Genomic DNA, 17,120 nt, shown 5'->3' on the forward strand with positions numbered 1-17,120 from the left:
TAATGAAAGGTCTTTATTCTCTTGTCTCACATCTCGCATCTAAAAAATCAATTCCTAGGCGGTTTCCCCCCATTCAATAACCCCTGAATCCGCTCCAGCGTCTTTTTCTCGCCGGTTAACGAAAGAAAAGCTTCGCGTTCCAGATCGATCAAATATTGCTCGCTGACGTTTTGTGGCGAACTCAGATCACCACCGCAAATGACATAGGCCAGCTTTTCGGCAATTTTCTGGTCGTGGTCGGAGATGTAGCGGCCCATGCGCATGGCGGTAATCCCGGCTTTGAAGAGCGCAATCCCGGTTTTTCCCTGCACCTTGATGTCCTTGCGCGGTTTGGGTTGCGTGTAGCCGTTTTCAGCCAGTTCGATGGCGACCTGCTTGGCTTCGGCAATCAGGCGGCTGCGGTTCAGCACAATTTGCGCCGAGGGCAACAGGTAATTCATTTCGCGGGCTTCCTGCGCCGAAGTCGAGACCTTGGCGGTGGCAATGTTCATAAAGATACTTTGCAGGATGTTCAGTTCCGGGTCGCCGGTTTGGTAGAGATCGCTGGCGCGGGCGGCCATTTCTTTGGTGCCACCCCCCGCCGGAATCAGGCCGACGCCCACTTCCACCAGACCCATGTACAATTCGGAATGGGCCACCACCCGGTCGACGTGCAGATTCAGCTCGCAGCCCCCGCCGAGGGCCAGGGAATGCGGAGCGCCCACGACCGGAATGGACGAATACCGCGCCCGCATCATCGTCTGCTGGAACTGCGCAATCATGAGGTTGATCTCGTCAAATTCCTGCTCAATGGCAAACATGAACAGCGTCGCCAGATTGGCTCCCGCCGAATAGGCCTCCGACGAGTCGTTGCCGATCACCAGGCCACGGAAATCCTTTTCCGCCAGACTGATGGCTTTGTGGATGCCTTCGATCACTTCGGCACCCATCGTGTTCATTTTGCTGCGAAATTCCAGGTTCAGAATCCCGTCGCCCAGGTCGTAGATGACCGAACCGGCATTTTTCCAAACCACATTGTTCGACAAACTTTCCAGCAAAATGAACTGCTCCGTTCCCGGAATGGCTTTGTAGCTCTTCGTTGGAATGTCGTAGTATTTCCGTACTCCTCCGCCTTCCACTTTGTAAAAGCTGTCAAAACCGGCATCGAGCAGATCGTAGACCCACTGCGCCGGTTTTGACCCCTGCGACTCGATCAGTTCGATTCCCTTGCGAATGCCGATGGCATCCCAGGTTTCGAACAGGCCCAGTTGCCAGCCAAAACCGGCGGTGATGGCGGCATCGATCCGGTAGAGTTCATCGGCGATTTCGGGAATGCGGAGACTGGCGTACCGGAACTGGTCGGCGAAGGTTTTGCGGTAAAACTCCCCGGCTTTGTCCTGACCAGCCAGCAGAACCGAAAACCGCTTTTTGAGGTTGTCGATGCTTTTGGTGCCTTCCAGCGTCGCGAATTTCACTTTCTGCGACGGTTTGTACTCGAACGTTTTCGGGTCGAGCGCCAGAATAACCGACTGTCCTTTTTCGTCCTTGATTTTCTTGTAAAACCCCTGACCGGTTTTATCGCCCAGCCACTTGTTTTCCATCAGCTTCTGCATGACGGGCGGCAACTGGAAGGTGTCTTTCGACTCGTCGTTGGTTAGCACGTTCAGCAGGTTGCTGGCCACATTCGCCGTCGTGTCCAAACCGACGACATCCGAGAGCCGGAATGTTCCCGATTTCGGGCGACCCACCACCGGGCCGGTCAGTTTATCGACTTCCTCAACGGTCAGCCCCATGTCTTCGGCCACGCGAATGGTCTGGATCATGGCGTAGATGCCCAAACGGTTGGCAATGAACGCGGGCGTGTCTTTGCACAGAACCGTGGTTTTTCCCAGATACAAATCGCCGTATTTCATCAGAAAATCGATGATCGTCGGGTCGGTGTCGGGGCCGGGAATGATTTCGAGCAGGCGCAGATACCGGGGCGGATTGAAGAAGTGGGTTCCGCAGAAATGCCGCCGGAAATCCTCGCTCCGGCCTTCGGTCAGCAGGTGCATCGGAATCCCGGAGGTGTTCGAGGTGATCAGCGTGCCCGGTTTGCGGTATTGCTCGACGCGCTCGTACAACGATTTTTTAATATCCAGCCGCTCGACCACCACTTCCATAATCCAGTCGTATTTGCCGATTTCGGGCAGATTATCGTCGAAATTTCCCAGCGTAATCCGTTGGGCGAATTTCGGACTGTAGAGCGCGGCCGGGCTGGCTTTCAGCAGATTCTGAAACGCATCGTTCACAATCCGGTTGCGGACGGCGGGTTTATCGAGCGTCAATCCTTTGGCTTCCTCGGCGGGTGTCAGTGTGTTAGGGACGATGTCGAGCAGCAGCACATCCACGCCGATGTTGGCAAAGTGAGCGGCAATGCGTGAGCCCATAATGCCGGAGCCCAGGACGGCTACCCGGCGAATGCTGCGGTTTTTGGCGGTCGGCGTCCGGCCTTCTGATTGTGGTTTTGCAAGGGTTGCTTCCATGGTATTGAAATAGGGTCTGGATCTTTATTGAAGCGTAGAGAGATGAGACCAGAGAAGAAAGACTGGGTCGTCCGACGAATTGTCTTACCTCTCTGGTCTCATCTCTCTTGTCTCATTTCTTTACTCTCCTTCACTTCATTACGAATTCGGTAATTCCGCTCGCTTTCATTTTGGCATTTTCGTCTTCCACCAACCGGTTGATGTCCTTCATCACGTCGAAGAAAATCACCAGTTTTTCCAGCGGAATATTGTCCCGGATCAGGTTATTGAACTGGATAACGCCTTCGCGGGCTACTTCGCGTTTCTCTTTCCCGGCATCCGTCAGCACGATACGGACAAACCGTTTGTCGTTTTCGTCGATGACCCGCCGAATCCAGCCACGTTCTTCCAGGCTTTTCAGCATCCGGACGAGGCTGCGCGGCTCCATGCCCAGCAACGGCCCGATTTTGGTAGCGGGCGTGCCTTGTTCGGTGTCGATGTTTAGCAACACATAGCCGATTGCCATCGTCATATCATAGCGGATTGCGTAAGCATTGTACATGCGCGAAATGGCGTGCCAACCCGTTTTAATGTGATAATCGACGGTTTTCTCTTTCTTCATCTTCAGTTCTCGTTGCTCGTTAGGGGCCATCGACTGTAAAGCTACAATATAGACGAGGTATTATGCAAGCATACTATTGAAGAAATGAAGATAAAATTGGGATAAAACCGGACGACAAAGAGCGCACAAAACCGCTACTTCACCTCCCTGATCACCGCAATCGCTCCTTTGGCACCCACCGCCCAGCATTGGCCGCCCGAACAGTCAATGGAATGAAAAGCCGAATCGTCAATTTTGGTCCAGGTTTTTCCGAAATCGTCGGTATAACCCGTTCCCGACGGCCCCACTGCAATGAACCGCTTGCCCGACAACCGCCCGACGGCTTCTTTCAACCCCGGCGGATCGGTGGGGGTGCCTGCTTTCCAGGTTTTGCCGCCATCGGTGGTTACGGCCACATTCTGCCAGACGCCTTTTTCATTTTTATAATCGCCCCCAACGGCCATGCCATTTTGGCCCTGCGCATCGAACCAAAGCCCAAAGATGCCAGCCGTTGGACCCGCCGGGATGGGCGTTTCGATCACTTGCCAAGCCGACTCGGGTGTTGCCGCCGTATACAATCGCCCGTTGCCAACGCCCCCCGATGCAATCCAGGCCCGCTGGTAACTATTCATGCGCCATTTATACCCCCGCGTGATCAGGCTGGTTCCGCTGGCGGCAAAGGCGGCTTCACCTGTGGGAAGCAGCGGCAGGTTCTCCGCCGGAACCCGCTTCCAGTTTTTGCCGCCGTTCGTCGTGGTCATCACATACCAGGTTCCGTTGATCGGATCGCTGAACACCATGCCTTCCCAGCGGTTCCAGAAATCCATCGAGTCGAAAAATACGCCGGGCTGTTTGGTCTGGTAAATGAGCTGCCATTTTTTACCGCCGTCGTTGGTGCGATACAGTCGGGCCTGGCCTTTTTCGGCGGGGCCGGCGGCCATTAGAATGGCTTCTTTGGCACTGAAAGCCTGGACATCGCGAAAGTCGCAGCTTTCGGCCCCCGGCACGGTTCCGGTTTTCCAGGTTTTTCCGCCGTCGGCCGTGTGGACGAAGGTGCCTTTACTGCCGCCTACCCAGACCACCTTCCGGCTCACCGCGCTGACGGCCCGAAAGTTGGCGTCGGTGCCACTGATTTGGGGTTGCCATTGCGCACAAACAAGGGAAGGAAGTAGCAGGAACAAAAGCAGTTTCATACGGGAAAAGAGCGGTTTTAACAGGATTAAATAGCAATACAGACCGGTTTTAAAAACCAGAACCGGCAAGGTAGTTTATTTTTGTAAACGGCTTTTCGTGAATGGTAACCGGATTGGTGCCGATTCACGTATGTTTGTTCCGAAATACTGCTAACAACAACGAACAGAATACCTTATGAAAAAGATTTTCGCCCTTATCGTAGCCTTCGGCTGGAGTATACAGACGTATGCACAAGCGCCGGAGAATGTGGTTTCTGCCAAAATTAACGGGAAAGAGTGGCAAGCCAAAGCCCAGCGGCTCAATCTGCCCTTTACCGGTGTCAAATACCTCGCCATTGCCGGCATGAATGTGAGCCCGGATGTGCAGACCTGGATTCGTTTTGTGTATGTCGACCAACTGAAACCGGGCACCTACCCGGTTATTGCGGAAAACGACCGGGAGATGGAAAAGAAATACAAGGAATCGAACGGCAACGTGATTTGGGCGCTGGTCGATTACACGGAGGAATCGAAAGGATTGGGCCACGCGTTCCGCGATGGGGAGTCGTGGAAAGGTACAGTGACGATCACCAGTGTGACGGATAACAGCATTGAAGGGACGTTTGAAGCCACGTTAAAAGAAGTAACGTATAAAAAACGCGCACTGGCTACCATTTCCGGTTTTGGAATCCGGCAGAACCTGGAAGACAAAGCCATCACGGCGGCCGGTGGCGGGATGTTAACGAAGTCGGGGCCGCACGACCACGACAACACCAAACGCACTGAAGGCAGCGGTGAAATCTCGATCACCGAAGGCAAGTTTAAGGTGAGCTGGGGCAAGGATTCGGCTAAAAAGGACAAATAAGACCCACCAAACGGTTACGCCCACCGGATATTCGTCAGCGCGAATACCCGGTGGGCGTTTTTATGACCTGTAAGCGTTACAAGGAAAACCACCAACGGTTGTTAATTCTGATTAAAATACAATTAACCACTGGGTTTAGTAGAACAAATGGACTGCCGTAGCGTTAAAATATTGCAACGAGTCATGCGTTAGATTTACACACTTTTTCAATTCGCATCAACGAAACGAACCTGATGAAAATTTCTGTGAACGTACGGCAGTCTGCCTGGATAGTGATGGCAGTGCTTGGTTTTTGGATGACTGCCTGTACGAAAGACCCGTCGGTTACCCCGCAGTCGCCGGTGAGTGGCACGCCTGCAAAAGCCGACCAATCAGTGAATAACTGGATTCTGGAGAACATGCGGGCGGTGTATTACTGGAATGACAAAATGCCGGCTAATCCGGATACGATGCTGACAACTGCTCCCTTTTTTTATTCCCTGCTTTACGATTATAACAACAGAGCCAACCCGGAGCGCGACCGGTTTTCGTGGATTCAGGAAAGTGCTGACGAACTGAGGTCGTCACTGAGCGGAGAACAAAAAACAACGGGTCTTGAGGTTAAGTATTTTCTGCGGACGGCGGGTTCGACGGATGTGATTATCAAGGTGCTCTATGTTTTGCCCGGTTCGCCCGCTTACAAAGCCGGTCTGAAACGGGGCGATTTTATTTCGACGATCAACGGTCAGAAACTGACGACCAGCAATTATGCTTCTTTGGCTAATAATCCTACGACTTTCAACTACGGTATGGCCAAATTGGAAAGCGGCAAAATCGTGGATACCGAAGTCGTGAAAACGGTTACGGCGGAGGTTTTTCAGCAAAACCCGGTTTTTCTGGATTCAATTTACGCGATTGGTGGAAAAACGATTGGCTATCTCGTCTATAATCAGTTTATCCCTGGCCCGAATGGCAGCACAACGCCCACCTACGACCAGAAACTGGAGCAGATTTTCAGTAAGTTCAAGGCGCGGGGTGTCAATGAATTGGTGTTGGATTTGCGCTACAATCCGGGCGGTTACGTGTCGTCGTCGGTCAAACTGGCGAGTATGATTGCCAAGGGGGTCGATAATACGAAGACGTTTTACCGCACGGAATACAACAAGGATGTGATGGCGGAACTCCAGAGCCAGAACCAAACGGCTCAGTTAACAACCCGTTTTCAGACCAAGGCGCAAAACATTGGCGGCAACCTGTCGCGGGTGTTTGTGCTGACAACGGGTGGAACCGCTTCGGCCAGTGAATTGATCATCAATGGCTTGAAGCCTTTTATGCCGGTTATCACCATCGGCGAAACCACCTACGGCAAGAATGTGGGTTCCATTACGGTCTCGGACAAAACCGGCAAAATAAAATGGGGGATGCAACCCATTGTTTTCAAGTCCTTTAATGCCCTGAATCAGTCGGATTATTCGACGGGATTTACGCCAACAATCATAAAAAACGAACCGCTGGCCTTGAAACCATTGGGAGATTTGGAAGAAGAGTACCTGAACGCGGCCGTGGCCCAGATTGTCGGCAACGGAACGGCCCGCATTTCCGCCGATCAGGGGCCACAATTGCCCGCCATCGGCTCCTCAGTTGAACGCCGGGCTGGTGGCAGCAATATGTTCGACGACCGGAGTCCGTTGAATCGGTGATGGATTTGGACTTCAAATACAGTGAATCATAAATGTAAAATGATGAATTTTAAATGTAAAAGTAAAGACGCGCTCTTCGCACACTTTTACATTTAAAATTCATCATTTATTATTTTTGATTTCCTTTTTGCCCAAAATACCGCCCCGACGCGATAAGCGGTAACGAATCCGTTGGCGGTTTGAAAAGGTACATCCAGCAATCGACCAAACCATCGTCGGTTTGGACCGGCACAATAGCCCGGACATACTCATTTCCTTCGTAGTCATCAAGCGTTTCCTGCTCCCTTTTCCACACCGATTCTGTGAACGAATAGACTTCCCCATACACATTCGTTTGGGCAATCGGGTCATAAACCGCTCCGGGGTACGTGCCAAGATCGTATAACCGGCCGGGGAAAAAAGCCGGTCCGAGAAGCTGGGCTTTTTGACGCAAATCCTGCGCCATTGGGTGTTTTGACGCACTCAGCAGGGTTCCGTAAACAAAAAGATGGATAAAAGACGTTGTAGAAGTAGACATGCGATAGGCGGTATTCACCAGGATATTTGTAAATTTAAACCAAAAGTTAGCTTGCCCGTCGCATGTGAACTCGTCTACTCGCCAACCTATGTACGATAAAACCATTGGAACCAAACAAAAAGGGCTGCGAATCAACCTTGACCGGCGGATCTACGGCTCTTTTGCCGAAATCGGGGCCGGGCAGGAAACCGCAGCCATGTTTTTTAAAGCCGGGGGCGCGTCGGGAACCATTGCCAAAACCATGTCGGCGTATGATATGACCTTCAGCGATGCGATTTATGGCCCGGAAGAAAGCGGGCGCTACGTGGTCGAATCACGGCTGATCAAAATGCTCAGCAAAGAGTACAGCCTGATGGAAAAACGGCTGGCCGAACAACGCGGAGAAACGACTACATTTTTTGCATTTGCCAATACCGTTGTTGCGCTTAACTATCAGAAAACCAACGAATCACACGGCTGGATTGGCCTGCGGTTTCAACTTGAACCCAAAGGGCCTTATAACGACGTGATCATCCACGTCCGGATGCTCGACAACGAGAATGTGTTGCAACAGCAGGCGCTGGGTGTGATTGGCGTCAACCTGATCTACGGTTGTTATTATTACCATAAATCACCGGAAACCCTGCTGTTGTCGCTCATGGACGATCTGTCGCCGGAGCGCATTGAAATTGATATGATCCGCTTCGATGGGCCGGATTTTCCCAACGTCGATAACCGATTGATGAGCCTGTATCTGGTGCGAAACGGTTTTACCAACGCGGCTTTGTTCGGGCCGGACGGTCGGGTGCTGCAACCCTCGGAAGCACTCTACAAACGTCATATTGTGTTGTTGCGCGGACGATTGCGGCCTGTCACCAATGTTCACGTCGATATGCTCAGCAACGGACTGAAGCAGTTTCTGGAAGAACCCGAAATTGACCCCAACCGGGTGGTGACTGTCGCGGAGTTAACGCTTCACAACCTGGCAGCCAACGTTGATCACGGGATCGACGAGAAGGATTTTCTCGATCGCGTCGACATTCTGTGCTCGCTTGGGCAAACGGTGATGATTTCGAGTTTTCTGGAATATTACCGGCTGGTTTCGTACCTCTCGCGACTGACCCGCCTGAAAGTGGGCCTGATCCTGGGCATTCCCAACCTGGAATACATATTTGAAGAGCAGCATTACAAAAACCTGCCGGGGGGTATTCTGGAGTCATTTGCCACGCTGTTCAGCCGGAAAGTGAAACTTTTTGTCTATCCAACGCTGCTCTCCGACGGCGTGATTTACCGGTGTCAGGATTTTCAGTTGCCGCCCAACCTGCAACCGTTGTACCAATACCTCATTGCCAACGACAAAATCGAAGATATTACCGATTACAACGAAGAAAACCTGCACATTTCGACCGACCGCGTGCTGCAAATGGTCAAAGCCGGGGAAGATGGCTGGGAAGCGATGGTACCCGAGGGCGTTGCCAAGATCATCAAAGACAACTGCCTGTTTGGCTATCCGTGTGAGGTGGAGCTTCAACCGGTTACTCAACAAGTGCAAACGGCAACTCCGAATCCTTGACAGCGGTCGCAGACCCTGTCAGGGACTGGTCTGCATGAATTTTACGGCATCCGAAAAGGTGGGAAGTTGAACGGGAATGGAAATAGTTCTATTTTGCCGTTCTTTAAGCCTAAAACTACCTTGGAATGAACCACCTTCAACCCGCCGATTACGCGGTGTTCCTGCTGTATTTTGTCATAGTATCCGGCTACGGTTATTGGATCTACCGCCGTCGAAAATCCGCTGAAACCAATACCAAAGATTTTTTTCTGGCCGAAGGATCGCTGACCTGGTGGGCCATCGGAGCCTCGCTGATTGCGTCGAACATCTCCGCCGAACACTTCATCGGCATGGCCGGGTCGGGGTTTGCCATGGGGCTGGCCATTTCGTCGTACGAGTGGATTGCGGCTGCCGTGCTGATCATCGTGGCGGTTTATTTCATCCCGATTTACCTGAAAAACCGCATCTACACCATGCCGCAGTTTCTGGCGCAACGGTACAATGATACGGTCAGTACGATTCTGGCCATTTTCTGGCTTGTCGTTTATGTACTCGTCAACCTGACGTCGATTCTGTACCTGGGAGCCATTGCCATCGAGTCGCTGGCTGGTATTTCGTTTACGACCTGCACCATCGGGCTGGCTCTTTTCGCCATTTTTATCACGTTGGGCGGCATGAAAGTCATCGGCTATACGGATGTCATTCAGGTGGTGGTGCTGATTACGGGCGGTTTGGTGGTGACGTATCTGGCTTTGCAACTGGTGTCCGACAAACTGGGTATTTCCGGCGTCTGGAACGGGTTGCTGTCGCTCCGCACCGAAGCCGATTCGCATTTTCACATGTATTTTCCGGAAGGCCATCCGCACTACAGCGTGTTGCCCGGCATGGCGCTGGTAACGGGCGGCATGTGGGTAAACAATCTGTCGTACTGGGGCTGTAATCAGTACATTGTGCAACGGGCGCTGGGAGCCGACCTGAAAACCGCCCGGAGCGGCATTCTCTTCGCGGCTTTTCTGAAACTGATGATTCCACTCATTGTCGTGATTCCGGGCATCGCGGCTTATGTCCTGTTCAAAAATGGCACGTTTCAAACCGAAATGACCAGCAACGGTGCGGTCCGGCCCGACAATGCCTACCCGGTTTTGATGAACTTGTTACCAACGGGCATGAAAGGCCTGGCGTTTGCCGCTTTGACGGCCGCCGTGGTGGCTTCGCTGGCGGGGAAATGCAACAGCATCTCGACGATTTTTACGCTCGATATTTACAAGAAATTCTTCGACAAAGACGCGTCGGAGCAGAAACTGGTGCGGGTGGGGCGGTATGCGGTGGTGGTGGCGTTCATCATCGCCATCATCATTGCGCCCATGCTGCGGTCGTTCGATCAGGTGTATCAGTATATTCAGGAATACACCAATTTCATTACGCCGGGCGTTTTCGCCATTTTCCTGCTGGGCTTTTTCTGGAAACGCGCCACCACGCGGGCGGCATTGACGGTGGCCATCGTCACCATTCCGTTGTCGACGCTGCTCAAATTCTGGGCAGAAGTGATGGAGACGTTCGGAGTTCAGGCGGCTGACATTCCGTTTCTGCACCGGACGATGTGGGTTTTCTGCATCGACATCGCCATCATGTTCATCGTTTCGCTGACCGATCCGGCCAGTCACCACAACGAGAAAGGCCTGGAAATCGACCGGCAAATGTTCAAGGTAACGCCGTCGTTTATCGCCGGTTCGGCGCTGATTCTGGGAATTCTGGTGGTTTTGTATGCCAATTTCTGGTGATTCGTTACCATTTCTTGATGAGTATCGGTTTTTTGCCATATATGGGGTTAAAAGTCCATATATCAATTTGTTATGCATATAAGTCAGTTGTTTATTAAATTAGGGATACTTATATCCTAATAAGTGCTTATATTGATAAACAGTTATAAAATACCGATGCTAGAAATATATACTTTTCCAGACTTAGCTACAATCAAGGCAATTTTCATTGGACTTGCTGTCATTTTGTATATTATCGTTTCCGTTCTACTTCACAAGGTCTCTATCCTAGACATACTTGATTTTCGAGAAATTTGGATATTTAATACAAGAGAAATCGCAATATTCATTTGCTTGATTATCCCAATATTCATTTTGTGTTTTAAATCTAATAGTATTCTGATTCAATTAAGAGAAGTTCTAAAAGCTTTTTTTGTTAAACCTATAATTATAGTATGTCTGTTAGCTGTTCTGTACTTAACTTTTATCGTTTTAATATTTGATGTTACTGGATTTTGGAAATTGTCTTTCTTTAAAAATGCGATTATATGGCTAATATTTTCTGCATCAATTACTATATTTAGGATAAATGAAGCGAAAAAAGATTATTTTAAAGATATTATTTTAGAAAACTTTAAGATATCGGCTGTAATTGAATTTATTATTGGAATATACACATTCAATTTAATTGTAGAGATATTTATTGTGATCGTTTCATTTTTAATTGGAGGTTTAATGGTGTATTCGAAAGGAAATGAACATAAAGATGTAAGAAAGTTGCTAAATATATTTGCTATTATTTTAGGAGGATTGATGCTGTATTTTTCACTTTATCAAGTTATTCAGCATTTTGATAATTTTAATATGATTGAAAAACTTAGCGAGTTTTCTTTGCCTATTTTACTTACTGTATTGTTTACTCCTTTCTTTTATTCATTATACTTATATATGAATTATGATTCTAGATTTACTATAATGAAGTTTAGCATAGAAAATAACTATATTTTATCATATGCAAAGAGAAAGTCAATAATAACATTCAAGACTGATATTGAATCGCTAAGCCGCTGGGTTAATACATTGCATTTAGATGAACCAAAAACAAAAGAAGATATTCAAGAATCTATTCTAAAATTTAAAACTATAAAATCTATTGAAGCAAATCCGCCTGTTATAAGTAATAGCGAAGGGTGGTCACCCTATAAGGCAAAAGATTTCCTAAAAGCTAACGGAATAGAGACTAGATTTTATACTAATTGTTTTGAGAAGGAATGGCAAGCAAGTTCTCCATATATAGAGCTTAATACTGATTTAATTGTGGATGGGAAATACTATCTTGCCGATAACGTGGCTTACTATGTTTCAGGTGACAATAGAGTCGCTACGAAATTAAAATTAATATTAAATATAAACTCGAAGAAAGAAGAAGAATTATCATTAATGAAATTTAATGAACATGTTAAGGCTTTGTATAAAGCAGCTTTAGATAAAAATTTACCAGCCTCAATTACTCATTCAATAGTAAAAAGGAGGAATAAAAATATTAAACAATTTTATAACAGTATTTCAATTACAAAGCACGAATTTCTTAATAAGGATAAAGGTTACAGCCTTGTTTTCGCCATCGTGCACGAGCAGTCTCCCAGTCATATCTCCGAGACTCAGACATAGTTTGGATCAAGTTAATCGAGTTTGCTTATCCAATTCACGATATAATCAAAACCATTCTACTGAAAATATAATCAAACTTTAATCATATAAACATCGTTTTTTCGTAGATTTCTTAAAAAAAATCTCGACGATGAAAACACTGTACGTCTTGTTGCTGGCCTGGCCCGTGGGAGCGTGGGCGCAGTCTGAACCCTTGAAACCGATTGAAACGGTTACCTCCTCTACACCGATTTATACCCAATACGGTTACCGAACCCAATCTTCTTCGCAGTATCTCTACGACGGCATTGAAGTCCGCCGGGCGACGGATTTAGGCCAGTACATCCTGGCTTCCGGCGATCCGAATGCCATTCGTGAATACCGGCAGTTCAAAAGTGGGCGTGAATTGGGTACCAGCCTGATGCTCGTCGGCGGAGTTGCGTCGCTGGTAGGAATAATTGTTACTGCCAATCCCAAAGAGGTACAAAGTCAAAACGGGGTTCCCAAAGGGTTGACGTATTACAATGGTGCCTGGTACGGAAATGGGCTGGTCTACCTGGGTAATCCATACGCGAATACAGAAACGAAAAAAGAAGTCAGAAAAGGTGGACTCGTTACCATGACAACTGGCCTTAGTCTGTTTCTGGTGGGCTCGTTAATCCGCATTCCCGGTTTTCATTTCCGGCGTTCCATTCAGTATTATAATAAAGCATTGCGGACGAAAGACGTCTCTTTCCGGCTGGAACCACACATTGACTACACCAATACCGGAATGGGTTTGGTTGCGCGGTTTTGACACTGAGCGATTTATCCGGATTTTTTTGAATCTTTCCCGGTTCTCTCAGCATTTCTCCGTATTTTTGCACCCAATTTTTAAGACTTGTTTCACTTAATTGATTGGTACGGAAATGAAAATTGCAGTAGTAGGTGCAACCGGCCTTGTCGGTGGCGAAATCCTGAAAGTGCTCGAAGAACGTAACTTCCCGGTAACGGAACTGATTCCTGTCGCGTCAGAACGCTCGGTGGGTAAACAGATTACGTTTAAGGGTAAACAGGTTACGATCGTGAGCTTTGAGGATGCCATCGCGGCAAAACCGGCTATTGCGATTTTTTCGGCCGGGGGCAGCACGTCGCTCAAACTGGCTCCGTTGTTCGCGGAAGCCGGGATTACGGTCGTCGATAACTCCTCGGCCTGGCGCATGGACCCGACCAAAAAACTGGTCGTTCCCGAAATCAACGCCCACACGCTGACGCCGGAAGATAAAATCATCGCCAACCCCAACTGCTCGACCATCCAGATGGTGGTGGTACTGGACCCGCTGCATAAGAAATACGGTGTGAAACGCGTGGTGGTTTCGACCTACCAATCCGTGACCGGAACCGGGAAAGCCGCCGTCGATCAGTTGTTTTCCGAGCGTTCGGGCGATTATTCCAATCCGAAAGTATACCCGCACCCCATCGACCTCAACGTGTTGCCGCACATCGATGTTTTCCTGGACAACGGCTACACGAAGGAAGAAATGAAGATGGTGAACGAAACCAAGAAGATCATGGGCGACGACACCATTCAGGTGACGGCTACGACCGTGCGGATTCCGACCATCGGCGGGCACTCCGAAGCCGTGAACATCGAGTTTGAGAATGACTACGAAGTGGGTGATGTCGTTAAAATTCTGGAAGAAGCGGAAGGCGTCATCGTTCAGGATGATCCGAAAAACTACCTGTATCCAATGCCGCTGACGGCACACGGAAAAGATGAGGTGTTTGTGGGCCGGATTCGGCGCGACGAAAGCCAGCCAAATACCCTCAATCTGTGGATTGTGGCCGATAACCTGCGGAAAGGCGCGGCTACCAATGCCGTTCAGATTGCGGAATATTTAGCTGAAAACAATTTAGTATAACATCCCGTTATATACATACAAGCCTGTCGGCCTTAGGCTGACAGGCTTTTTTCTTTATAGCCCCATCTACTCAAGTCTATACGTCAAATCCCGTTCATTTTTGATGAATTCCGGGAATTACGCACCGGTTTACCTGCTAAAAACCGTTCAAACTGGCCCTGTCCGGTAAAGAATGGTTGACGTGGAAAATTCGGGGAGACAGACCTGCTTTATTAAATAGATACAATTTATTTAAACGTTTTATGAAGATCGATTCGGTTGTTTTTTTCGTGATTTGTACCGTTGGGCTATTGATGGGAACCGTTCAGGCACAACAACCAGCACCGGTTTCCAATTCGATGGTGCAGGCCATCGGACTGGAAGCGGATACGACGCAACCCGCCCCCCCGACCCGCCCGGACACCACGCAGTATAATTCGGCCGACCGTCCTGATACGGTTCGTTCTACGTCGACACAGCCAGTTTTGCAACCCGCCCTCCCGGCCACGAATTCGCCCACATCGACGACCCAACCCGTTGGAACGGGAACAGCAGGCCGTCGAACCACGGCGGATGCGCCGGAATCCGTTGTCGGCTCCGGAAAAATCAGTGGAAAACTCCTGACTCCGCAAGCCGGGAAAAACCAGCCCGTCGAATTTGCCAGCATCGGCCTGTTCCGCTCGCGGGATTCGAGTTCGGTGACGGGCGCGTTGACGGACGAGAAAGGGTTTTTCCAGATGACTAATCTCGCACCAGACGCCTATTACCTGCTCATTCAAAGCCTGGGTTTTGCAGCCAAACGGGTGCCGCGTATCGTGATCAGTATGGATAAACCGATTGTCGATCTGGGAAATGTTTTGATGACCGAAACCGCCAAACAGCTTCAGGAAGTGGTGGTTCAGGGGCAAAGACAGGCGTATGAATATTCCCTCGACCGCAAAATTGTGAACGTCGACCAGTTGCCCATCGCGCAGGGTGGTTCGGCCATCGACATTTTACAGAACGTTCCTTCGGTAACAGTCGATGTCGACGGTACGCTGAGTTTGCGCGGCAGCAGCAACATCATTGTCCTGGTTGACGGAAAACCGTCGGGTCTGACAGGGCTGGATCGGCAGGCCGTTCTGGATCAGATTCCGGCCAGCAACATCGAACGAATCGAGATGATTACCAATCCGTCGTCGCGGTTCGATGCCGACGGTGCCGCCGGGATTATCAACATCATTCTGAAAAAAGAAAGGGCCGCAGGTTTCAATGGGAATGTGCAACTGAACGTCGGTACGCGGGATAAATACAACGCGTCGGTCAATCTGAACACACGGTTTAAGAAACTCAACCTGTTCAGCAGCTATAATTTTCGGGCAAACCGGCGGTTTCAATACCGGATCTCGGAACGGCAGAATATTTTTGAAGACTCGATCAGTTATCTGGCGCAACGCAACGACGCCATCCGAAGGAGCGTGAACAACAACCTTCGCGTCGGTTTCGATTACACACTGTCGCCCCGCGACAACATTACCGCTTCGATTCTCTACCGGCCTGAATACAGCCGCGATTCGGAAGAGGAGAATTTCAATACACTGGATGCTAACCGGGTGTCGCTGGGACGAACCCTGCGGATTACCGAAGAAACCGAACCTGAAAGAGGACTGGATTACGTTTTCGGGTATCGCCGGACGTTCGACAAACAGGGGCGGGAACTCACCTTTGATGCCACTACATCGACTAACAAAAGCACGGAATACCAGAACTTCAGCAACACCACGACCTTGCCCGAAACGTTGTTGACGCCCAATTTCCTGATTGGCCAGCAGCGCGCCGACAATGGCCGGGAAAACCGGGTGGCGGTGTTGCAACTGGATTTTGTGGAACCGCTCAAAGACAAGAAGAAACTCGAAACCGGCTTGAAACACACCTACCGGCGGCTGGCTTCCGACTATACGTTTGAGAACCTGCTGGACGGCATCTGGACGATAAACCCCGCCATCAGCAACAATTTCATTTACGATGAACGAACCAGTGCGGCTTATGTCAATTTCGGCAACGAGATCAGAAAGTTTAGCTATCAGGTGGGGTTGCGTACCGAATATACCAACATCACAACGGATCAGCGGACCACCAACGTGAAAACCCAGCGGGATTATATCTACCTGTTTCCCAGTGTTTTCCTGAACTATAACGCCAGCGAATCGCAGAAGATGCAGATCAACTACAGCCGCCGGATCAATCGGCCGTCGACCTGGTCGCTCAACCCCTTCATCGACTTGTCCGATCCGCTGAACATCCGGTACGGGAATCCGAACCTGAACCCGGAGTTAATCAATTCGTTTGAAATAAGCCATTTGCTGTATGGCAAAAGCACAACGTTGACGTCTTCGCTGTTTTACCGCCAGACAAATAACGAAATTACAAATTACCGGACGCTGCGACCCGACGGTATTACCGAGCAAACGTCGCTGAACCTGAACCGTTCGCAGAATTACGGGCTGGAAGTGGTCGTGACGCAGGATCTTACGCGCTGGTGGAAGGTGAATGGTAATTTCTCGTTTTTCCAGCGAAACATCCAGGCCAGTGCCGATGTTCCGGGCATTCTGACCCGCACGAACCGGAGTTGGACGGCCCGGGTCACCTCCAACATGAACCCGAAAAAAGGAACCGATATTCAGGTGGCGATGAATTACCGGTCGCCGTTTATCGTGGCACAGGGAACCATCAAAGGCTTCTTTAACGTCGATCTGGGGGTCAAACAAAATATTCTGAAAGGGCGCGGAACGGTGAGCCTGCGCGTCAGTGACATCTTCAATACGCTGCAGTTTCAGAACGAGAGTTTTGGCTCCAACTTTGTGTCGTCTACGCGCAGCAAACGCGAAAGCCGCATCGGTTTCATTGGCTTTAGTTACCGGTTAAGCCGGCAGGTGGTTCGGGAAAAAGAACGGGATCAGGAGCGGGATGATACGCCGACGGAGAATGAGTTTTAGTTATCTT

The 17,120-nt window shown here is 49.6% G+C and carries 12 protein-coding genes; 8 read left to right on the forward strand and 4 right to left on the reverse strand.

Annotated elements, in window-relative coordinates; genetic code table 11:
* Positions 1–47: 47 nt before the first annotated feature.
* From ACS5NO_RS30750 to ACS5NO_RS30760, 3 genes are all read right to left on the reverse strand, one after another.
* Complete coding sequence (locus tag ACS5NO_RS30750; protein ID WP_439418667.1) at positions 48–2,504, reverse strand: 3-hydroxyacyl-CoA dehydrogenase/enoyl-CoA hydratase family protein; 2,457 nt, start codon at positions 2,502–2,504, stop codon at positions 48–50.
* Positions 2,505–2,634: 130 nt separating this feature from the next.
* Positions 2,635–3,105 carry a MarR family winged helix-turn-helix transcriptional regulator gene (locus ACS5NO_RS30755; protein ID WP_439418668.1) on the reverse strand — a complete coding sequence of 157 codons (471 nt, stop codon included), beginning with the start codon at positions 3,103–3,105 and terminating at the stop codon, positions 2,635–2,637.
* Positions 3,106–3,239: 134 nt separating this feature from the next.
* Complete coding sequence (locus tag ACS5NO_RS30760) at positions 3,240–4,277, reverse strand: oxidoreductase (protein ID WP_439418669.1); 1,038 nt, start codon at positions 4,275–4,277, stop codon at positions 3,240–3,242.
* Positions 4,278–4,452: 175 nt separating this feature from the next.
* On the opposite strand from ACS5NO_RS30760, the gene ACS5NO_RS30765 reads away from it, so the two are divergent.
* Positions 4,453–5,121 (forward strand): hypothetical protein, encoded by a 669-nt coding sequence (locus ACS5NO_RS30765; protein ID WP_439418670.1) that lies wholly within the window; start codon positions 4,453–4,455, stop codon positions 5,119–5,121.
* Positions 5,122–5,354: 233 nt separating this feature from the next.
* Positions 5,355–6,800: a S41 family peptidase gene (locus tag ACS5NO_RS30770; RefSeq protein ID WP_439418671.1), complete on the forward strand. Its 1,446-nt coding sequence runs from the start codon at positions 5,355–5,357 to the stop codon at positions 6,798–6,800.
* A gap of 109 nt (positions 6,801–6,909) precedes the next feature.
* Here the strand turns inward: ACS5NO_RS30770 and ACS5NO_RS30775 are convergent, their stop codons facing one another.
* The gene (locus tag ACS5NO_RS30775) at positions 6,910–7,317 is read right to left on the reverse strand and encodes a gamma-glutamylcyclotransferase family protein (RefSeq protein ID WP_439418672.1); all 408 of its coding nucleotides are present in this window, start codon (positions 7,315–7,317) and stop codon (positions 6,910–6,912) included.
* A gap of 88 nt (positions 7,318–7,405) precedes the next feature.
* Here ACS5NO_RS30775 and ACS5NO_RS30780 point away from each other — a divergent pair, with 88 nt between their 5' ends.
* The 6 genes from ACS5NO_RS30780 to ACS5NO_RS30805 all read left to right on the forward strand — a co-directional run bounded on the left by ACS5NO_RS30780 (position 7,406) and on the right by ACS5NO_RS30805 (position 17,113).
* A complete protein-coding gene (locus tag ACS5NO_RS30780; RefSeq protein ID WP_439418673.1) occupies positions 7,406–8,869 on the forward strand; it encodes a TonB-dependent receptor in 1,464 nt (487 codons plus the stop codon).
* Between the two features lie 125 nt (positions 8,870–8,994).
* Positions 8,995–10,629: a sodium/sugar symporter gene (locus ACS5NO_RS30785; protein WP_439418674.1), complete on the forward strand. Its 1,635-nt coding sequence runs from the start codon at positions 8,995–8,997 to the stop codon at positions 10,627–10,629.
* Between the two features lie 156 nt (positions 10,630–10,785).
* Entirely contained in the window at positions 10,786–12,279 is a 1,494-nt protein-coding gene (locus ACS5NO_RS30790) for a hypothetical protein (RefSeq protein WP_439418675.1), read from the forward strand.
* A 130-nt stretch (positions 12,280–12,409) separates the two neighbouring features.
* Complete coding sequence (locus ACS5NO_RS30795; RefSeq protein ID WP_439418676.1) at positions 12,410–13,054, forward strand: hypothetical protein; 645 nt, start codon at positions 12,410–12,412, stop codon at positions 13,052–13,054.
* Between the two features lie 112 nt (positions 13,055–13,166).
* On the forward strand, positions 13,167–14,159 hold the full coding sequence (locus ACS5NO_RS30800; RefSeq protein WP_439418677.1) for an aspartate-semialdehyde dehydrogenase: 993 nt from the start codon (positions 13,167–13,169) through the stop codon (positions 14,157–14,159).
* 242 nt (positions 14,160–14,401) lie between these two features.
* Entirely contained in the window at positions 14,402–17,113 is a 2,712-nt protein-coding gene (locus ACS5NO_RS30805; protein ID WP_439418678.1) for a TonB-dependent receptor, read from the forward strand.
* The last annotated feature ends 7 nt before the right edge of the window (positions 17,114–17,120 follow it).

The sequence above is a fragment of the Larkinella fluvii genome (assembly GCF_051857545.1).
In the GTDB taxonomy this organism is placed as follows: Bacteria; Bacteroidota; Bacteroidia; order Cytophagales; family Spirosomataceae; genus Larkinella.

Bases quoted from the DNA above. Each gene is read 5' to 3' on its own strand.
- ACS5NO_RS30770 (WP_439418671.1), top strand. From the start codon at position 5,355: ATGAAAATTTCTGTGAACGTACGGCAGTCTGCCTGGATAGTGATGGCA.
- ACS5NO_RS30805 (WP_439418678.1), top strand. From the start codon at position 14,402: ATGAAGATCGATTCGGTTGTTTTTTTCGTGATTTGTACCGTTGGGCTA.
- ACS5NO_RS30765 (WP_439418670.1), top strand. From the start codon at position 4,453: ATGAAAAAGATTTTCGCCCTTATCGTAGCCTTCGGCTGGAGTATACAG.
- ACS5NO_RS30775 (WP_439418672.1), bottom strand. From the start codon at position 7,317: ATGTCTACTTCTACAACGTCTTTTATCCATCTTTTTGTTTACGGAACC.
- ACS5NO_RS30795 (WP_439418676.1), top strand. From the start codon at position 12,410: ATGAAAACACTGTACGTCTTGTTGCTGGCCTGGCCCGTGGGAGCGTGG.
- ACS5NO_RS30790 (WP_439418675.1), top strand. From the start codon at position 10,786: ATGCTAGAAATATATACTTTTCCAGACTTAGCTACAATCAAGGCAATT.
- ACS5NO_RS30785 (WP_439418674.1), top strand. From the start codon at position 8,995: ATGAACCACCTTCAACCCGCCGATTACGCGGTGTTCCTGCTGTATTTT.
- ACS5NO_RS30750 (WP_439418667.1), bottom strand. From the start codon at position 2,504: ATGGAAGCAACCCTTGCAAAACCACAATCAGAAGGCCGGACGCCGACC.
- ACS5NO_RS30800 (WP_439418677.1), top strand. From the start codon at position 13,167: ATGAAAATTGCAGTAGTAGGTGCAACCGGCCTTGTCGGTGGCGAAATC.
- ACS5NO_RS30755 (WP_439418668.1), bottom strand. From the start codon at position 3,105: ATGAAGAAAGAGAAAACCGTCGATTATCACATTAAAACGGGTTGGCAC.
- ACS5NO_RS30780 (WP_439418673.1), top strand. From the start codon at position 7,406: ATGTACGATAAAACCATTGGAACCAAACAAAAAGGGCTGCGAATCAAC.
- ACS5NO_RS30760 (WP_439418669.1), bottom strand. From the start codon at position 4,277: ATGAAACTGCTTTTGTTCCTGCTACTTCCTTCCCTTGTTTGTGCGCAA.